We start from the raw sequence: 18,382 nt of genomic DNA on the forward strand, positions 1-18,382 counted from the left end.
CCGGCACCGATGGCCAGCTATTTGCAGATCCCGAGGCAGGCTCCACATGATGGGCAGGGGGATGGGCTCGTAACCTTCCTGCCGCATCGCTTGAACCGCCATCCCGTGGTGGTACGCGGATTGACCGCCGACGAGCTGTGGGTCTGCGCCGGCTTGTCGGCCGTGGCCGGCTTCCTGGCCGGCTTGCTGCTGGCTTGGCTGACACACAGTATCGCCATGGTCCCGACACTGATCGTCGTCGCCATCTGGATCGGCGTCTTCACGGGTGGCGGCTTGCTGCGTCGACAGAAGCGCGGTCGGCCCGAGGCCTGGCTGTACCGCCAGCTCCAGTGGCGGCTCGCGCAGCGCTACCCCTCGTTCGCAGCCTACGTAGGGGGGCGGCAGCTCATCACTCGCTCTGGCCGGTGGATCACGCGGCGTCAGCGGCCTACTACGTCCATCCGTCGAGGTGCCGCATGAGCCGGTTCAAGAACGAAGTCATGCACCTGCAGGCGCATGTCAAAACCTTGCGCCTGGGTGCAGCCGCGCTTCTTGCCGTGGCGCTGCTGCTGGGGTTCGGCTGGTGGAGCGCGCCGAAGACCCTGACCATCCACGTGCCTCCGGACCTGCGTTCGGGTAGCACCCGCAAGTGGTGGGACGTGCCCCCGGAAAGCGTCTACACCTTTACCTTCTACATCTGGCAGCAGGCCCAGCGCTGGCCGGCCAATGGCGAGGAGGACTACCCGCGCAACCTCAAGACGCTGTCCGCTTACTTCACGCCGAGCTGCCGGTCCTTCCTGCAACAAGACTACGAATGGCGGCGAAACAACGGCGAACTGCGCCAGCGCGTGCGCGGCATCTACGAGATTCCCGGCCGGGGCTACGGCGACGATCCCGCGTCGCGCGTGCAAGTCGTGTCGGCGAACGATTGGATCGTCACGCTCGAGGTGAGCGCCGACGAGTACCTGGGCGCCGAGCAGGTCAAGCGCGCACTGGTGCGCTACGCCTTGAAGGTCGTGCGCATGGATGTCGACCCGGAGCACAACCCCTTCGGCCTGGCCCTGGACTGCTATGCGAGCGCGCCGCAGCGCATTGAACCGGCGCCGGCAACTGCATCGGCCAGGCAGCCTGCCGCTGCCACCCCTCTGCAAGGAGGGGCCCTATGAAGCGCCTTGTCCTGCGGGCCCTGGCTGGCCTCCTGCTCGGCGTGGGGCTCGTCTCGACCGGCCACGCCTTGGAGATTCTGCGCTGGGAGCGCTTGCCCCTGGCCGTGCCGCTCGTGGTCGGCCAGGAGCGCGTGATCTTCATCGATCGTAACGTGCGCGTCGGCCTGCCGGAGAACATCGCATCGCACCTGCGCATGCAGAGCGCCGGCGGCGCGATCTATCTGCGCGCAAGCGAGCCGATTCCGCCCTCGCGGCTGCAACTGCAGGATGTGGACTCCGGGGTGCTGATCCTGCTCGACATTGCTGCCGAGCCGGCCAAGGCGGGCCAGCCGGCGCTGGAGCCCGTGCGCATCGTCGAGGGCGATGGGGCGCCGTCCCGCGCTGACGACTCAGCCGGTACCAGCGCGAGCGCGGGCGAGCGTCGCGACACGGCCAGCGCGGCCGCGCGGCGCGCGACCCCGGTGCCCGTGGTGCTGACACGCTATGCGGCACAGAACCTTTATGCACCGCTGCGGACCGTGGAGCCAGTGACCGGCATCGCCCGCGTGAACCTGCACCGGCATCTCAAACTGGATACCTTGCTGCCCGCACTCCCGGTGCGCGCGCAGGCGCTGGCTGCGTGGCGGCTCGAAGACCAGTGGGCGACGGCTGTAAAGCTCACCAACACCTCGGCACGGCACCTGGTGCTCGACCCGCGCGCACTGCAGGGTGATCTCGTCGCGGCCACCTTCCAGCATACGACCCTGGGGCCTGCCGGCCAGTCGACCGACACCACCGTGGTCTACTTGGTTACCCGTGGCCATGGCCTGGCCGAGTCGCTGCTGCCGAAGGTGGCACCCATCGACGCCGCCGTGAACCTGCCGGCGGCAGCCGCGGCCGGCCAGGCCGAAGGAGGAGGTGCCCCTAATGAAAAGTAACCCCCTCCTCAAGTGGTTGCTGATCCCGATGGTGCTACTGGTGGTCTTCGTCGGTATCAAGCTCTTCTCGGGTGATCGCGGCGTCAAGCCCGGCCAGCCCGGTGCTGCCAACCCGCTCACGCGTGAAGAGATGAAGGCCTTGGGTATCGAGGGCGACACGCCGCGCGACACCGTTGCCACGCTGGTCGCCCAGGTCAAGCAGTTGCGCAACGAACTACAAGCCGCGCTCAACGACAACAAGAACCAGAAGGCCGAGAACGAGCGCTTGCGTGCCCGCGAGAGCGCGATCGACCAACGCATCCAGGCCGCATTGGATGGCGAGCGCGGCCGCCAGCAGCAGGACCGCGATCAGATCGCCAACGATCGCCAGCAGACGCAGGGCCTGTTGCAAGACCTGCAGCGGCGCCTCGACGGGCTTTCCGGCAAGGGCGCGCCGTCCGACCTACCCATCGGGCTGGGCCTGGAAGAGGCCGATGGTAAGAATTTCGGCGGCGGCCAGGGCAGCGGTGCTGGCAGCAGCGGCGGCACGCGCTGGGTGGAGCCAGACGACGCCAAGCCCTCCAAGAATGGCGGTGCGGGCAGCGGCCCGAACTTCCCCACCAGCTTTGGACCCGCGCAGAAGACCCTGACGGGTACGGCCGACAGCGTTGGGAGCACCGTCGCCGATGCAGGCAGCCGGGTCGCGGGGGCTTCGGCCAAGCCGATCTACACCGTGCCGTCCAACTCGACACTGGTGGGGTCGATTGCGATGACGGCGCTGATCGGACGTGTGCCGATCGACGGCACGGTGAACGACCCGTATCCCTTCAAGGTGCTGATCGGTCCGGACAACCTCACCGCCAACGGCATCGACATCCCCGAGGTGGCTGGCGCCGTGGTCAGCGGCACCGCCTCGGGCGACTGGACGCTCTCGTGCGTGCGCGGCCAGGTCCGCAGCGTGACCTTCGTTTTCCAGGACGGGACCATCCGCACCGTGCCGGAGAAGAGCGCGCGCAGCCCGGACGCCAACGGTGGCCAGGCCAGCAGCAACGGCACGGACGGCAGCGCCACATTGGGCAACTTGGGCTGGATCAGCGATCCCTATGGCATTCCCTGCGTCTCCGGCGAGCGGCGCAGCAACGCGCAGCAGTACCTCGGTTCGCAGGCGTTGATTACCGCCGCCGGTGCCGGCGTGGCCACGCTCATCAAGTCCGACAACGGCAGCGTGGCAGTCGTCTCCAACACCAACGGCTCGCTCGGTACGGTGGGCATCTCCGGCAACGAGGCCATGGGCCGCATCCTGGCCGGTGGCGTGCGCGACATGGCCGATTGGGTCAACAAGCTCTACGGGCAGGCGTTCGCCGCCATCTACGTGCAGCCCGGTGCAAAGGTCGCCGTCCACCTGGAGCAGCCCCTCAACATCGACTACGACGCCAACGGGCGCCAGGTCAATCACCGTCTCGGAGGCACTCATGCGTCGGATCTTGACTGAAGCAGGCGCAATCCTGATCGCAGCCACGGTGCTGGGAGGGTGTGCCACCAGCAAGGACAAGCTGCTGCCGCAGGGCGATCACACCATGCGCGATGTCTGGAGCCAGGAGGCCGGCGGCAGTGCGGGCGGCGGCCAGCCCGCCCATCAACTGCTCGATGCGCGCCAGGGCTTGCGCCGGCCGCTGACCGAAGCCGACGTACAGGGCATGCCCGTCACCAATGCGGCCTACACCCGCACCGCCGCCAACGAGATCTATCGCCAGTTCCACCGACTGCCGAACCCGGACCTCGTGATGTATGTCTTCCCGCATCTGGCGGGCAGCGATCCGGTGCCGGTGCCCGGCTACACCACGGTGTTCGCGCTCTACCAGCGGGTGCCGTACGCGATGCCGGGCGAACGCCTGGAGGTCTACTGATGATCCGGTCCGTTCCCATCTTTCGGGCGCGCCAGGCCGAGACGCCAACCGCCGCCGACGCGCCGGCCGACGACGCCTGGACCCGGCATGTGTCGTCGCTGGCCGCGCATGGCATTGCCGAGCCCGGCAGCATACTGGACGGCCACCGCCACAAGCCAGCCACCGAGGCGGACGTCCAGGCGCTCTGCGACGTGGCCCCGTCCTTCGCGGACTTGCTGCCTTGGGTCGAATACCTGCCCGAGTCGAAGAGTATGCTTCTGGAAGACGGGCAATCCGTCGCCGCCTTCTTCGAGCTCGCGCCGGTTGGCACCGAGGGGCGCGAGATGGCTTGGCTGTGGCAAGTGCGCGATGCGTTGGAGAACGTGCTGCAGGACTCGTTCGATGAACTCGACGAGAACCCCTGGGTGGTACAGCTCTACGCCCAGGACGAGGCGACCTGGGATGGCTACCTGCGCAGGCTGGCCTGCTACGTGCGGCCGCGCGCTCAGGGCAGTGCCTTCAGTGAGTTCTACCTGCGCTTCTTTGCGCACCACCTGCGCGCGATCGCCAAGCCCGGTGGCCTCTTTGAGGACACCATGGTGACGGGTCTGCCGTGGCGTGGCCAGGTCCGGCGCGTGCGCATGGTGGTCTACCGGCGCGCACCCACGACACGGGTCTCCCGGCGCGGCCAATCGCCCGAGCAGTCCCTGTCCACGATCTGCGACCGACTTGTGGGCGGCCTTGCCAATGCGGGCGTGAAGGCCCGCCGCATGGATGCGGCCGACATCCACGACTGGCTGCTGCGCTGGTTCAACCCGCATCCGACGCTGCTGGGGCCTAGTTCCGAAGATCGTGAGCGCTTCTACGCGCTGACCCGCTACCCCGAGGAGACGGAGACAGGCGAGATCGAGCTGGCTAGCTGCGACTTTGCCCAGCGCCTGTTCTTCGGGCAGCCGCACTCGGACGTGGTCAACGGTGCCTGGCTCTTCGATGGCATGCCGCATCGGGTCATTGTGATGGACCGGCTGCGCGCGCCCCCGGCGACGGGACATATCACCGGCGAGACCCGCAAGGGCGGCGATGCGGTCAATGCACTGTTCGACCAGATGCCGGAGGACACGGTGATGTGCCTCACTCTGGTCGCCACGCCCCAGGACGTGCTAGAGGCCCATCTGAACCACCTGAGCAAGAAGTCGGTGGGCGAGACACTAGCTTCGGAGCAGACTCGCCAGGACGTGCAGCAGGCGCGCAGCCTGATCGGCAGCGCGCACAAGCTCTACCGCGGCGGGTTGGCCTTCTACCTGCGCGGACGCGACCTGCAGCAGCTCGACGCCCGCGGCCTGCAACTGGTCAACGTCATGCTCAACGCCGGGCTGCAGCCGGTGCGCGAGGAAGACGAGGTGGCGCCGCTCAACAGCTACCTGCGCTGGTTGCCCTGCGTCTTCGACCCGGCCCTGGACAAGCGGCAGTGGTACACCCAGCTCATGTTCGTGCAGCACGCCGCGAACTTGGCGCCGGTTTGGGGCCGCAGCCAGGGCACGGGGCATCCGGGCATCACGTTCTTCAACCGTGGCGGCGGGCCGATCACCTTCGATCCGCTCAACCGGCTGGACCGGCAGATGAACGCGCATCTGTTCTTGTTCGGCCCCACCGGCTCGGGCAAGAGCGCCACGCTCAACAATATCCTGAACCAGGTCACGGCGATCTACCGGCCGCGCCTGTTCATCGTCGAGGCGGGCAACAGCTTCGGCCTTTTCGGCGACTTTGCGTCGCGCCTGGGCCTGTCGGTCCACCGTGTCAAGCTTGCTCCCGGCGCCAGCGTGAGCTTGGCTCCTTTCGCCGACGCCTGGCGGCTGGTAGATACGCCTGGTGAAGTGCGAACGCTGGATGTCGATGACCTGGATGAGCGCGGCGACGACGAGGCAACGCCGGTCACGGACGCTGATGAGCAGCGGGACGTGCTTGGCGAACTGGAGATCACGGCGCGACTGATGATCACCGGCGGCGAGGACAAAGAAGAGGCCCGAATGACGCGCGCCGATCGCAGCCTCATTCGCCAGTGCATCCTCGACGCGGCCCAGCGTTGTGTGGCTGACAAGCGAGCGGTACTCACGCGCGACGTTCGCGATGCACTGCGCGGGCGCACTCACGATATGACTCTGCCCGAGGTCCGCCGCGCCCGGCTGCTGGAGATGGCCGACGCGATGGACATGTTCTGCCAGGGCGTGGATGGCGAGATGTTCGACCGGTCCGGCACGCCCTGGCCCGAAGCCGATATCACCATCGTCGATCTGGCCACCTTCGCGCGCGAGGGCTACAACGCCCAGCTCTCCATCGCCTACATCAGTCTCATCAATACGGTGAACAACATCGCCGAGCGCGACCAGTTTCTCGGGCGGCCGCTCATCAACGTGACCGATGAGGGGCACATTATCACCAAGAACCCGCTGCTCGCCCCTTACGTAGTCAAGATCACCAAGATGTGGCGCAAGCTCGGTGCCTGGTACTGGCTCGCGACCCAGAACATCGATGACCTGCCCAAGGCGGCCGAACCGATGCTCAATATGATCGAGTGGTGGATCTGCCTTTCGATGCCGCCGGACGAGGTAGAGAAAATCGCACGCTTCCGTGAGCTGAATCCGGCACAGAAGGCGCTGATGCTATCGGCGCGCAAGGAGGCTGGCAAGTTCAGTGAGGGCGTGATTCTCTCCAAATCGATGGAAGTGTTGTTTCGTGCTGTCCCACCCAGCCTCTACCTGGCGCTGGCTCAGACGGAACCTGAGGAGAAAGCCGAGCGCTTCCAGTTGATGCAGCAGTACGGCATTGGCGAACTGGATGCTGCATTGAAGATCGCTGAGAGGATCGACTGCGCCCGCGGCATCGCATCGCTTCCACTCGATGGATTGACGCCGTAAGGACCGCATGATGCAACGTTCCGGCGCTAACCAATCCCGGACCCTTCTTGCCGTACTGCTGGTGGCCGCCACGCTGATAGGCGTAGGCGCCTGGCTGGTACTGCGTCCGCAGGCCATGGCGCCAGCCACTGTTCAGTTCGAGTCTCATGCCGAGGCGAAGACTGGGGCTCGGTCTACGGCAGTACCCGGACCGCCCTGGCGCCGCGGCCGTTCTGATGCGCGCTTCACCGTGATTGAATATGCCGACCTGGAATGCCCGTTCTGCCGGACCTACTTCCCGGTCCTTAAGCGCTGGATCGATGAACACCCAGACGTAGCGCTGCAATGGCACCATCTGCCGCTCGCGATGCACGAGCCGGCCGCATCCGCCGAAGCCCGCCTCGTCGAATGCGTCGGTGCTGCCGGCGGCGATGCTGCGTTTTGGCAGGCGGTCGAATGGGTCTATACCCATACCCGCGGCAATGGCCAGGGCCTGCCCGAGGAGCTGCGCTATCCAGACCTGTCGCCAGCCGCACAGCAGTGCTTGGCGTCCGAGCGGCCCAATGCATTCATTCGCGCCCAAGGCGAAGAGGCGGCCAAGAGCGGTGTCACGGCGACGCCGGCCCTGCTTCTGCTGGACCGTGAGACGGGTAAGACGCTGCTGCTGCACGGGCCAGTCGAGGGCGATGCCTTGCTTTCGGCGCTCGATTTGCTGGCCGCTGGCGGTGCCGATGCCGAGCCGTACAGTTCTACAGATATGCCCGCCGCAATCGTCGGCGACATGCCCAGGTAGCCCTCGATCTTCAAGGCTACGGCGCGGCGCGACCGCGTTGATCGAAACCCCGTTCGCATCGCATCCCTGGCGCGAACAGCCATCGCCACCGCGGTGGTGGATGCCTGTTTGTCCGATGCCTCATGCCGTCATCCCTTGGAGGGTTTGCCCTCCCGGGGCATACGCCTCCGAATTTAACCATTGGAGGTTTGCAATGTCTTTCGTGTCTGATTCCACCCCGCAGTCGCTCGCTCTGCTTGCCGCCCAGCACGAGGATTGGATCATCCAGCAGGCCATCTCCTTGCTGGAAAAGCGTGTTTTCAAGTCCGGTCCGGTTCTGAACGGCCTCGCGGCCGTGCGCGACTTCCTGCGTCTCAAACTGGTTGCGGAGCCCAACGAGGTGTTTGCAGCGGTGTTCCTCGACGGTCAGCACCAGGTACTCGCCTACGAGCCGCTGTTCAAGGGCTCGCGTAGCGAGGTCGCGGTGTATCCGCGAGTGGTTGTTCAGCGCGCCTTGGCCCTCGACGCCTCGGCGCTCATCCTTGCGCATCAACATCCGTCCGGGATATCCGAGCCGTCGATGGCCGATCGAGTGCTCACGGACCAACTCAACGTCGCCTTGGCGCTGGTGGAGGTTCGTCTGCTGGAGCACGTCATTATCGGCAAGGGCACACCGTACTCGTTCGCCGAATCGGGGCTGCTGTAACCGGTCACGGCGACGTTCCGGACGCGCATATTCCACCCTGTGGGAGCTTCGGCTCCCGCTTTTCTTGTCGCCAATGCAAGGCGTTTCGTGCGGAGCCAACAAACGGAATGCGCGCAGTGCGTCTTGTTTGTCGAGGCGATGCCGCCTTCAGCGCTTGACTATGGCTCTGATCAGCTTCCAAGGATCCCGTGCATGTCAGCCCTTCTACTCAAGTTCTTGCCGGGGTGGCCGGCCCCCTGCATCGCTGCTGTACTGCCAACCATGCTGATTACATTCTGCACGCCCGCCTTCGCCGCCGATGTGCTTGTCATCACCGACAGCCGCCATCCAGTACGAGCCATGGGCGGTGAGCGGGTCATCGAACTGGACCTTCCCTCGCGGATCGAGGCCGAGCTGTCTGTGGGCCTGCCCGCAGATGCGATCCTCGCCGCCGACCTTGTGCGCAAGCGCCTACGCGAGGGCAAACTTCAGCGCCGAATAGGCCAGGCCTACCAAGGGCTCGCCGATGCTCGGGCCCTGGGCATCACCAAGGTGCCCGCCGTAGTGGTCGACGGCCGCTATGTGGTCTATGGCGACCCGGACGTTGCGCGCGCCGTGGCGCGCATTGAAAGCCATCGGAGGGAACAGCCATGAATCGCCTGCTCTTGCCACTCTCTCGCCGGTTTCGGCTGGCTATGGCTTTAGCGCTCCTGAGCGGTGCCGCGTCGGCATTCGCTTTGACCACGGCCACCATCGTGGCCTCTTCTGCGTCGCCCGGCTGTCTGGAGTACCGCGTCGTCGGCATCTGCTACTGGCTGTATTGCTCGTGGTCGGGGTGCAGTGTGCGTACGTCGTTGAAAGTACGTCATTACGTGCCGGATGCGGTGGTATCGAGCTATTCGAATACCGGCGAGAACCCATGGACGGAAGTGCGCGCGATAAGCATGCCGAATCACACCGCCGAAGCCGGTGGCGACGGCACCGTGAACCATGGCAACGATTACAACGTGGCGAAGTTCAAGAACACCGACGTGATTGGACACCCCGCGGGTTCGGTATTCAGCGAGTTCGCCAGGGCCTTTGGTTACACCTGTCAGGGCGCGGGTACGGCTTTCATGCCGTACTTTCTGAGCACGCTCGACACGGCGGCCTGGCGCTACAACGTGCCCGAGATGGTGTATCCGGAGGCGCTGACCTCGGGTATGCGAGAGATCGGTAGCCGCGTGACGGGGAATCTGTGGGGCAATGTCTTTCCGCGCGGCGGTTTCTTGCATCAGGCCGATGACTACAAGAGCGCGGCCGTGGTTGCGCAGCGCGCGGGCGACATCGTGACGCGGCGCGCCCAGCCCCACGTCTATCAACCGCTGCTGGCCAATACCCGGGATGGTTACTGGCCGGCTGGTGCACTGATGGAAGGCAACGCTTCCACCGGAACGTGGCAAGAGCTGAGCCCGACGCTCTCGAACTCCTGTGCCGTTTTTCCGCACAGCAGCCCGCGCGTGCAGGCCAAGCAGGGCGACTATGCCTGGGCGCTGTGGCGGCCCTATGCCTGTTGCCAGCGTCGGGGACAGGTCTTCCTTGGTAGCGTTGATTTAGCATGAGGTTTCGCGATGAAGGTGTCCTATTCCTGTATGACAGGGCGTGCCACGTCCTACGCATTGATTATCGCGCTCGCTTGCGCCGTCACGGCAGCAGCAGGCGTCACGTGGGCGCAGACCCGTATCGACCGCAATGGCGCAAGCGCGAGCGGCAGCGTCATTGGCGATGACGTGCTCTACAGTGTGGGCGGTGGCCGGGCCGTGTCCATGAGCGGGGCTGGGAACATGAAAAGCATCGGCGTCGGGGTCGGCTGGAACAGCAACCTTATCTGCGGGGACATGAGTCTAACGACGACGCTGCAGAATCAGCTGAACGGCGCCACTAATGGCTTCCAGTCCATCATGTCCTCAGTGATCCAGAACGCTACCAGCGCCGTGGCGTCGCTGCCGGCGCTGATCATCCAGCGCGCGGATCCGGCGCTCTACAACCTGCTGGCCAACGGCGTGCTGCAGGCGCGCCTGGATTTCGACCGCTCCAAGATGACCTGCCGGACCATCGCCAACCGGATGGCGGATTTGGCCGGCGGCCAAGCGGGCTGGGACCAGCTCGCCGAGGGCATGGCACTGCGTGATGCGGCTGGCAGCGCCGATGCGGTATCGGCCATCGCACGGGCCGAATCGAACAAGGGCAACAACGGCGTGCCATGGGTAGGCGGCCGCAATGCGGGCGGCTCTAGCCAGAGTCCAATCAAGGTGGTGAGCGACGTAACGCGTGCGGGCTACAATTTGCTCAACGGGCGCAACGTCATGGAGACGTCATCGATTCCGCCTGCGTCCTGCGGCAATAGGCTGACGTGCCTCACGTGGTCCTCGCCACAAGCTGCTATCAACTTCGCCACCCGTGTGCTGGGTGAGCGCGAGCAGCGCACCTGCGACAACTGCGCCAAGACGCAGACCACAGCGGGCGTCGGCCTCACGCCCGTGATTCAGGAAGAGTACGACGCCAAACTGCAGGCACTGCAGGAGCTGGTGACGGGTGTGAAGCCGACGACAGTAGCGAACCTCGAGGCGGCCGGCAGCAATTCGCTGCCGATCACCCGCGGTGTGATCGAAGCCCTGCGAGACGAGCCCGATCAGGATTTGCTGGGCAAGCGGCTGGCTTCCGAGGCAGCGCTGTCAAGTGTGCTGGAGAAGGCCTTGCTGCTGCAGCGCACGCTGCTGACCGGCAAGAAGGAGCCGAACGTCGCAGCCAATGAGTTGGCGCTGAAGGAGGTCGACCGGGAGAACGGCACGCTGGAGCAAGAGATCAACAACCTCAAGACCGAGCTGGAGTTGCGGCGCACGCTGGCCGCGAACTCCGCCTTGGCGATCGTGCAGCGCCACGACACCCGCGCCGGCGGATCGCGCGGCATCTTCGAGGGCGACACCACGCGTGATCGGCTTAAGGAGTTGCAGAAGCCGCGGAGAACACCATGACCGCCCGAAGGTGGCTGCGGCGGGTCTGGCTGCTCAGCCGTCCCATGTGCATGGCGTTGTTGTGGCTACTGGTCGTAATTGGCTCCTCCGTGGTTGTGAGTGTGGCCGGCATCCATATCGTGGGCAGCGTCGACAGTTGGGAAAGCTGGCTCCGTGCTCACGCGACTCATTTCTTCGTCTGGCGGCTGCTTCTCTACGCTGCGACAGCTTATGGCTGGTGCTGGATGCGCGGGCGCTTGCGGCGCCGTGAGCCGTCGGGCCAAGCGCATCAACGCCTCTTGCGAGTCGAGATCGCGGCCGTGATCACCATCGTGCTGCTCGAAGGCAGCCAACTTCTGCGCCATGCCTGAAGCTGAGATGACCTCATGACCCTCTACACGACCGACTACCTGGAGTATTACCTGACCCTCGTGGGGTGGGTGGTCAACAACGGCATCTGGAACATCCTTGTGATCAGCGGCCTGTTCGCGCTGCCGTTCGTTGCCATCGTGATCCACGAGTGGCTGCGCGCGAGGACAGAAGGCGCGGACGAGGGCAACAAGGGCGTGTTGTCCTCGATGCGCATCGAGAACCGCGTGTGGGTTGCGATCATAGTGGTCCTGTTCGCCGGCATCCCCTTCATTCCGGTGGACCTCAGCACGATCAAATTCGACACGAGCCGTTCCGGGCAGTGCCAAGTCAATGTCCCCCAGCCGGCCGATACGGGTTGGTCCAGCGCCTATACGACGCTCAACAACCAGAGCGCACTGGTGCCGGTGTGGTGGTTCTTCATGCACGCCATCTCGAAGGCCGTCACGGGCGCGGCGGTGGCGGCGATTCCTTGTGGAACTGACCTGCGGCAGATGCGCATGGATGTTGACGCCACGCGCATCGATAACCCGGTGCTGGCCCAGGAAGTCGGCGATTTCGTGCGTGACTGCTATGGCGCTTCGCGCGCCAAGCTGTTCATGAGCCGGCCGACGCTCTCCGACGAACAGATGAACGACGTCACCTGGATCGGTTCGGGCTACTTCCTCAACACCGCCGGCTTCTACGACACCTATCATTCGAGCACGCCGCGCACGGCTTGGCCTTACGACGCGGCCCGCGATGCGGGGCTGGCCCAGGTGGACAGTGGCGGCGGCTATCCGACCTGCCGACAATGGTGGTCCGATGGCAGCAGAGGGCTGCGCGCACGCCTGCTGGCCCAGATCGATCCCGATCTGCTCTCTCGTATCGGGCGATGGGCGGGCTTTCTCTCGCAGAATGAGGTCAACGACTCGGTGGTCCGCGCCGTCGTCTCGCCCCGGCAGCAGAAGATGAACCAGGGGGCCGTCTATACGGACTACGGCGGTCAGATTGAAAAGACGCTGCCCAACATTGTGGCGCGCGGCACCGGCGATCTCGGCCTGGCCGCCGGCTCGCCTGCTTTCTTCCCTGCCATGGACGTGGTGCGCCAGGCGCTGCCGATGGTGCTGTCGCTGCTCAAGATGGCACTCGTCATCTGCATCCCGCTGGTGCTGCTGTTCGGCACCTACGAGCTGAAGACCGTGGTCGCTGTGAGCTGCGTCCAGTTCGCGCTGTTCTTCGTGGATTTCTGGTTCCAACTTGCGCGCTGGCTGGATAGCACGATCCTTGACGCGCTCTATGGCTCGGGGTTAGGTGCGAACCGGCCGCACTCGAACTTCGATCCCTTGATCGGCCTGAACAATGCCTTCGGCGACATGCTGCTGAACTTCGTCATGGCGACGATGTTCGTCATCTTGCCGACATTCTGGGTGGCCGCACTCGGGTGGGTAGGCGTGCGGGCTGGCGCCGCGCTTCAGTCATTGGGTGTGGGATCTAAGGAGGCTCAGGCTGCAGGAGGGAAAGGCTCCGGCATCGCCATGAAGACTGTTAAGTGACCTGCTTAGTCTTGTTCGTCTTCGGGATCGTGAGGATCGATTCGATGACCATCATAAGAATACAGGCCATACCCGGCAGGACCGTGCTTCCATTCTGCCTTGTGTTCCTCGTCATAGCTTCCATTATCATTCCGAACGATCAAGGCGCCGGCCAGAGCGAATGCAAGCAGCAACGCTAGCCATAATGTGGTGTAGAGCAACGCGCCGAGCGCGGTGAGCTTGAGCACCATCAGCAAAGCCTTCGCAACGCCAGGCCCCCATCCTCGCGCCACCAGCCAATTCGTTGCCCTCCGGTCCAGCCGCACACAACTCTGCCACAGCCGGCCCAAGGTCCGGCCCACACCCTCCGCGAAAGTGGTTTGTGCAACGTGTTTCATTGTGGCTACCTCATGCTCGTCCTGCCGTGTCCCTCGATACTCGTTCTTGAATCCTGCACGGCTTTTCAACCGAGAGGCTGATTTCCCTGCAACATCCAATCAGACTGCGTGGCGTGCCCAAAATTCCGCAGGCGGGAGGATGGGGTACTGGCGGCCGGCAGCCCCTTGTCGCCGGTTATTAGGTAGTCGACCTTCGGCGCCAACAACGTGACAAGCCCTAGCCTGGTGAGCGGGGTCTCGCAGGAGCCGACGGTCAATCCGACTTGGGCGAAGCCCGCATTGGCTGTGGCCTGAGAAGGACTGTTGACACTATATCCAAGGATCCAAAGTTTGCCCGTCATTCGGATTCGCCATGCTCTCGTTGTTCTTGCGCAAAAAAATGCCGCCGGACACCGGCATTCCCTCCTCAGTCATGATGGAGCTTCCTAAAGGCCTGACTAGGCCGGAATCGGCTGCATCCCTGCTGGCAACACCGCGCCGACAGAAGTTGCTGGAGCACATTTGGCAGCGCACTTCCGTCTCCCGCAACCAGTTCGCCGCGTTGTACCTCGCGCCGTTGGAACGCTACGCCGAACTGGTTCAACAGTTTCCGGCCTCGGAAAGCCACCACCATGCCTACCCCGGCGGCATGTTGGATCACGGACTGGAAACCGTCGCCTACGCGCTGAAGTTGCGACAAGCCCATCTCCTTCCGGCTGGCTCGACGCCGGAAGCTCAAGCTGCCCAAGCGGAAGCCTGGACCGCGGGCACGGCCTACGCGGCACTGCTGCACGATGTCGGCAAGGTCGCTGTGGATCTGCAGGTCGAGTATGGCGACGGCACTGTCTGGCATCCCTGGCATGGCCCACTTCGACTGCCATACCGCTTCCGTTACCCCAAGAATCGCGAGTACCGGCTTCACGGCGCAGCAACGGGGCTGCTGTACGCTCGCCTGCTCGATACGGACATTCTCGACTGGCTGAGTGGGTATGCTAACTTGTGGTCCGCCTTGCTTTATGTCCTGGCGGGTCAGAACGAGCACTCCGGCATGCTAGGCGAGCTGGTGATTCAGGCCGATCGGGCCTCGGTCGCCCAAGAGCTCGGCGGTGATCCGAGCAAGGCGCTAGCTGTGCCCCGCAACGCGTTGCAGCGCAAGCTGCTGGAGGGCCTGCGTTACCTGCTCAAGGAGGAGTTCAAGTTGAACCAGCCTCAGGCTTCCGATGGCTGGTTGACTCAGGATGCGCTCTGGTTAGTGAGCAAGACCGTTTCCGACAGGCTGCGCGCACACCTGCTGTCGCAGGGCATCGACGGCATTCCCTCCAGCAACACGGCCGTGTTCAACGTGCTGCAGGATCACGGCATCGCCTTACCCACTCCGGACGGCAAGGCGATTTGGAAAGGTACCGTGACAAGCGATGTCGGTTGGTCCCATACCTTCACGCTTCTGCGCCTCGCACCCTCGCTGATCTGGGAAGGAGATGAGCGGCCCCCATCGTTCACCGGTACGGTGACGGTGGTGCAGGAAGAGGGAGAGGCAACGATTCTCGCATCCCTGCCAATCGCTGCGAGTTCGTCCGCATCTGGGCCTTCGTCCGCCGGCCAGCCAACGGGCGATAGCGTCGAAGCCTTGGCGGATCTGCTTGTCCCTCCCGGCGCGTCGTCGGCCGCTTCCTCATCAGCCATCGCATTCCGTCCCCCAGTGCTGGACGACCCGGCTATCGAGTCGGGAGAGGCGCGGGCGCCAACCGGCTCGGTGTCGCAGGCGCCCGCGTTGACTTCGGGGCAGGAGGAAACGCCGTCAGGCGAGCATTTTGTTACTTGGCTGCGCCGGCACATCGAAGCACGCACGCTTATCATCAATGACGCCAGGGCATTGGTGCATACGGTCGCCGATACCGTCTATCTGGTCAGTCCCGGTGTGTTCCAGCGCTATGCCCAGGAACATCCCAAGACTGCTATCCTTGCCAAGCAAGACCAAGTGGCAGATTGGCAATGGGTGCAGAAACGGTTCGAGAAGCTGCAACTGCACCGCAAGCAGCAGGCCGGCCTGAACATCTGGACTTGCACAGTGAAGGGGCCGCGGAAGTCGCGGAGAGTTCATGGCTACCTGTTGGAAGACCCGCAAGTCCTGTTCTCCGATGCCCCGCCAAACAACCCCTACCTGTCGCTGTCCACCGGTTCTGGGTCGGAGTTACCGCGTCCGGCCTCAGCTCAGACGGCAACGCATGCGCAGAGGGCACTACCCATGGGACTGAAGGAGGGCTGCGATCGGGCAACTTAACGCCAATCTTTGCCGGCGTTCCGTTTGACTTTGTTGCCGTGTGTGGCGAGTGCAGGTGCGACGACGTAGATGCCGCCGGGCTGTCGATATTGATTCCGGGTTGGCGGCCGTACGGGCTACGATCTTGCAGTAGCCTTGCGTGCCGTTGGCCTAGTAGCGGCCAAGGTCCTTGCCGGAATCAGGTGCTCAAATGCATTTTGGAGCGGGCGATGGGAATCGAACCCACGTCTTTAGCTTGGGAAGCTAAGGTAATAGCCATTATACGACGCCCGCGAACTGTGCATTCTATGCGGGTTTTCGCGGTTCGTGCAAGCAGATGGCGCGGACGCTAGGTGGGAAAGTGCATCCACTGTCACAAGCCGTGGTGAGCTCGACGCGCGAGAGCAGCGCTCGGTCTTTAGAGCCCACCTTTCAGGAGCGGAGGATCATGGGCCCGCGCGCGTCGCGGCCGCTGCCCAAATTAAGGCGCATTTTCGCTTGCAAACGCGATCACAGCGGCTCGATGCTTCTTTGAAAGCCTATGAAATACGAGAAGCAACTCGGCTTCGTCGTCTGCTGATGCGTAGAAGTAGCACGTAGGCACTTTCAGCACGGCCGCTATCCTTTCGACGAGCTGCAAATCCGGCGTTCTTTTCCCGAGTTCGTACCGATTCATTCGCGTGCTGGCAGACATTGGGTCCAGCCCAGATTCAATCCCGAGCTTTTCTTGCGATAACCCGGCACGCTGTCGCGCCTCCTTAAGTCGTTTCGCGAGTACTGACATCTCTGCCTTCTAGACGTGTGAAGACAGGAATCGTCCGGCGTTGTGCTGGTGCAAATGCTACCAATTTGGTAGTATTCAAATTCTTAGGGATTTCCGGGAGGTGCGGGGCATTACTTGATGCGGCTGCGGCAATGCCGTGCCCAGCAGCGCCTCGCTTCTCCGTGGAGTGAAACGTAATGGAGGCTTTGACCATGAGCCCATCCCTCATCACCGTGGAACAACGCGTGCAACTGCTCGCAAACGGCCAGACATACGCAGCCCGCCACGCTGGCGACCCGCTACCCGTGGTATGGCTTTTCGCGCCGGACGTGCATGCCTGCCTCAAGGTTTTAGCAGACCTGCGACAGCAGGTCATGGGCGAGCGTCTTCCTCGCTGGTCTGAGCGCCGGCTGAAATCACACCTTTCAAAGGAGCGGCGCTCTAATGAGAGCGAACCATGGCTCTCCGCACGAATGACAAATGCTGCGGGCGGGACCCTGTGCTAGCCGCCGAATTGGGCCTCTTGGCGCAACTGCTCTACCAATTCCTCGATGAGATATCGTCTGTGAGGCGTCAAGGTCTGAATCTTGTGGGCCAATGCTAGCAGCTCGGGGCCCACCTTCTCGGCCTTTCGCGGTTCTCGACCTTTGGTGACTGGGGGCGGCGGCCCATGGTGCAACCAATGCTCGGTCACCTGAAGCCATTCGGCCAAAACTGCGATCTTGTCTGAGGTCGGAATCGCCCTTCCTGACAACCACTTGTGCGTGGTCTGTGCCGTGACAGGCGTCCCCGATCTGTAGCGAAGATTGAACTGTAACGCGAGTTCGGTGGGACCGGAAACCTCCTGCTCGGCGCGGCGTAGCGCCAATCGCAGGCGGTTAGAAAAGGCTTGCTTGTCGGCATCGGTGGGCATTTCGCCATTCTGTGTGGACGTGCCGTTCTTGCGATCAACCGTATAGGCTAAAAATATCGTATATAGTTTATAATTAGCTGGCTCAGGATAAGACTCTAGAAATCCTTATCTGTGTGCGGTGGCCCACTCCACCCCCAGTGTGGGCACTTCATAGGACTACGCTATTGGGCTGCGGGTGCCATTGTGGCTCAGGCAACGTTTATCCGCGGCCGCCGCGGTTCACGCTGCGGCGAAAAAGTGCTGAACGTTTGGGTACGCCGCGAACCCTTAACTCCGGCCCGCGGCTGACCGGGTTGGAATTTGGGCGGCCTGCGCTTTGGGAGTGCGCCCAATATTGTCTAGCTCCGACTTGCAGTGAACCTTCCAGGAGGCAATGACCATGATCCAACACCTCATCACCTCAGAACAACGCGCGCAACTGCTCGCAAACGGCCAAGCATATGCAAACGGAAAGGTTAGTGACCCACTACCCGTGGTGCGGCTATTCACGCCCGACGCGCATGCGACATGGCTGTTGGCCGCGCTCGACCCGGCCGATGGTGACACCGCCTATGGGCTGTGCGACGTGGGTATCGGCATGCCCGAATTGGGCCACGTAAGGCTGTCTGACCTCGCATCCATCGTTGGACCGCTCAAAAGACCGGTTCTTCGCGACTTGTACTTCCGGCCTACGCGATCACTATCGGCGTATGCGCAGCTGGCGCAGCTTGACGGTTCGATCCCCGACTGACCGAACCCGCCGGCCACTCCGGTAGCCGGCCAGGCAGCCCTCTGCTGCGCCTCATTGGTTGATGCAGGGGCGTCGGTTCCGCACGAAGTAACCAGCATGGAAAGACGGTGTGCACAACTTGATGTCCGCGCAGCAACCGACCGCTTCCATGCGGGCGTGGCGCACCGGACGATGCCTGATCGGCA

General features: G+C 63.7%; 19 protein-coding genes and 1 tRNA gene. 16 read left to right on the forward strand and 4 right to left on the reverse strand.

Going from position 1 to position 18,382, the window contains the following annotated elements; translation table 11 throughout:
• Window positions 1-9: 9 nt before the first annotated feature.
• The 13 genes from RM96_RS10920 to RM96_RS10980 all read left to right on the forward strand — a co-directional run bounded on the left by RM96_RS10920 (window position 10) and on the right by RM96_RS10980 (window position 13,175).
• Complete coding sequence (locus RM96_RS10920) at window positions 10-459, forward strand: TIGR03750 family conjugal transfer protein (RefSeq protein ID WP_039010413.1); 450 nt, start codon at window positions 10-12, stop codon at window positions 457-459.
• Window positions 456-1,145, forward strand: coding sequence for a PFL_4703 family integrating conjugative element protein (locus RM96_RS10925; protein WP_039010415.1), 690 nt, complete (start codon window positions 456-458; stop codon window positions 1,143-1,145). Before RM96_RS10920 ends, RM96_RS10925 begins: the two co-directional genes overlap by 4 nt.
• Window positions 1,142-2,062, forward strand: coding sequence for a TIGR03749 family integrating conjugative element protein (locus RM96_RS10930; protein WP_039010416.1), 921 nt, complete (start codon window positions 1,142-1,144; stop codon window positions 2,060-2,062). Before RM96_RS10925 ends, RM96_RS10930 begins: the two co-directional genes overlap by 4 nt.
• Window positions 2,052-3,533 carry a TIGR03752 family integrating conjugative element protein gene (locus tag RM96_RS10935; protein WP_039010418.1) on the forward strand — a complete coding sequence of 494 codons (1,482 nt, stop codon included), beginning with the start codon at window positions 2,052-2,054 and terminating at the stop codon, window positions 3,531-3,533. Before RM96_RS10930 ends, RM96_RS10935 begins: the two co-directional genes overlap by 11 nt.
• Entirely contained in the window at window positions 3,514-3,948 is a 435-nt protein-coding gene (locus RM96_RS10940; RefSeq protein ID WP_039010453.1) for a TIGR03751 family conjugal transfer lipoprotein, read from the forward strand. The genes RM96_RS10935 and RM96_RS10940 overlap by 20 nt, the downstream gene beginning before the upstream one ends.
• A complete protein-coding gene (locus RM96_RS10945) occupies window positions 3,948-6,842 on the forward strand; it encodes a conjugative transfer ATPase (RefSeq protein WP_039010419.1) in 2,895 nt (964 codons plus the stop codon). Before RM96_RS10940 ends, RM96_RS10945 begins: the two co-directional genes overlap by 1 nt.
• Window positions 6,843-6,852: 10 nt before the next feature.
• Window positions 6,853-7,614, forward strand: a complete 762-nt coding sequence (locus RM96_RS10950) for a DsbA family protein (protein ID WP_039010455.1) — start codon at window positions 6,853-6,855, stop codon at window positions 7,612-7,614.
• A gap of 193 nt (window positions 7,615-7,807) precedes the next feature.
• Window positions 7,808-8,299 carry a JAB domain-containing protein gene (locus RM96_RS10955; protein WP_039010420.1) on the forward strand — a complete coding sequence of 164 codons (492 nt, stop codon included), beginning with the start codon at window positions 7,808-7,810 and terminating at the stop codon, window positions 8,297-8,299.
• A gap of 192 nt (window positions 8,300-8,491) precedes the next feature.
• Window positions 8,492-8,932 carry a TIGR03757 family integrating conjugative element protein gene (locus RM96_RS10960; protein ID WP_039010421.1) on the forward strand — a complete coding sequence of 147 codons (441 nt, stop codon included), beginning with the start codon at window positions 8,492-8,494 and terminating at the stop codon, window positions 8,930-8,932.
• Window positions 8,929-9,879, forward strand: coding sequence for a TIGR03756 family integrating conjugative element protein (locus RM96_RS10965; protein ID WP_039010422.1), 951 nt, complete (start codon window positions 8,929-8,931; stop codon window positions 9,877-9,879). The genes RM96_RS10960 and RM96_RS10965 overlap by 4 nt, the downstream gene beginning before the upstream one ends.
• A gap of 30 nt (window positions 9,880-9,909) precedes the next feature.
• Entirely contained in the window at window positions 9,910-11,292 is a 1,383-nt protein-coding gene (locus RM96_RS10970; protein ID WP_052279455.1) for an integrating conjugative element protein, read from the forward strand.
• On the forward strand, window positions 11,289-11,642 hold the full coding sequence (locus RM96_RS10975; RefSeq protein WP_039010426.1) for a hypothetical protein: 354 nt from the start codon (window positions 11,289-11,291) through the stop codon (window positions 11,640-11,642). The genes RM96_RS10970 and RM96_RS10975 overlap by 4 nt, the downstream gene beginning before the upstream one ends.
• 15 nt (window positions 11,643-11,657) lie before the next feature.
• Window positions 11,658-13,175 (forward strand): conjugal transfer protein TraG N-terminal domain-containing protein, encoded by a 1,518-nt coding sequence (locus RM96_RS10980; protein WP_039010427.1) that lies wholly within the window; start codon window positions 11,658-11,660, stop codon window positions 13,173-13,175.
• 5 nt (window positions 13,176-13,180) lie between these two features.
• On the opposite strand, the gene RM96_RS37015 is transcribed toward RM96_RS10980, so the two are convergent.
• On the reverse strand, window positions 13,181-13,552 hold the full coding sequence (locus RM96_RS37015; protein WP_082016506.1) for a DUF3742 family protein: 372 nt from the start codon (window positions 13,550-13,552) through the stop codon (window positions 13,181-13,183).
• 352 nt (window positions 13,553-13,904) lie between these two features.
• Between RM96_RS37015 and mobH the strand changes: the two genes are divergently transcribed.
• Window positions 13,905-15,812 (forward strand): MobH family relaxase, encoded by a 1,908-nt coding sequence (gene mobH / locus RM96_RS10995; RefSeq protein ID WP_052279452.1) that lies wholly within the window; start codon window positions 13,905-13,907, stop codon window positions 15,810-15,812.
• 198 nt (window positions 15,813-16,010) lie between these two features.
• Here mobH and RM96_RS11000 read toward each other — a convergent pair.
• A tRNA-Gly gene (locus tag RM96_RS11000) sits at window positions 16,011-16,085 on the reverse strand.
• 187 nt (window positions 16,086-16,272) lie between these two features.
• Window positions 16,273-16,575 carry a helix-turn-helix domain-containing protein gene (locus RM96_RS37020; RefSeq protein ID WP_082016507.1) on the reverse strand — a complete coding sequence of 101 codons (303 nt, stop codon included), beginning with the start codon at window positions 16,573-16,575 and terminating at the stop codon, window positions 16,273-16,275.
• A 191-nt stretch (window positions 16,576-16,766) separates the two neighbouring features.
• On the opposite strand from RM96_RS37020, the gene RM96_RS40690 reads away from it, so the two are divergent.
• Complete coding sequence (locus tag RM96_RS40690; RefSeq protein ID WP_082016508.1) at window positions 16,767-17,060, forward strand: DUF2958 domain-containing protein; 294 nt, start codon at window positions 16,767-16,769, stop codon at window positions 17,058-17,060.
• Here the strand turns inward: RM96_RS40690 and RM96_RS11010 are convergent.
• Window positions 17,057-17,467, reverse strand: a complete 411-nt coding sequence (locus RM96_RS11010; protein WP_039010434.1) for a hypothetical protein — start codon at window positions 17,465-17,467, stop codon at window positions 17,057-17,059. The two genes, RM96_RS40690 and RM96_RS11010, sit on opposite strands and share 4 nt — an antisense overlap.
• Window positions 17,468-17,846: 379 nt before the next feature.
• Here RM96_RS11010 and RM96_RS11015 point away from each other — a divergent pair, with 379 nt between their 5' ends.
• Window positions 17,847-18,197, forward strand: coding sequence for a DUF2958 domain-containing protein (locus RM96_RS11015; RefSeq protein ID WP_039010460.1), 351 nt, complete (start codon window positions 17,847-17,849; stop codon window positions 18,195-18,197).
• Window positions 18,198-18,382 lie beyond the last annotated feature (185 nt).

Origin of the sequence: Cupriavidus sp. IDO, assembly GCF_000812465.1 — a bacterium.
In the GTDB taxonomy this organism is placed as follows: domain Bacteria; phylum Pseudomonadota; class Gammaproteobacteria; order Burkholderiales; family Burkholderiaceae; genus Cupriavidus.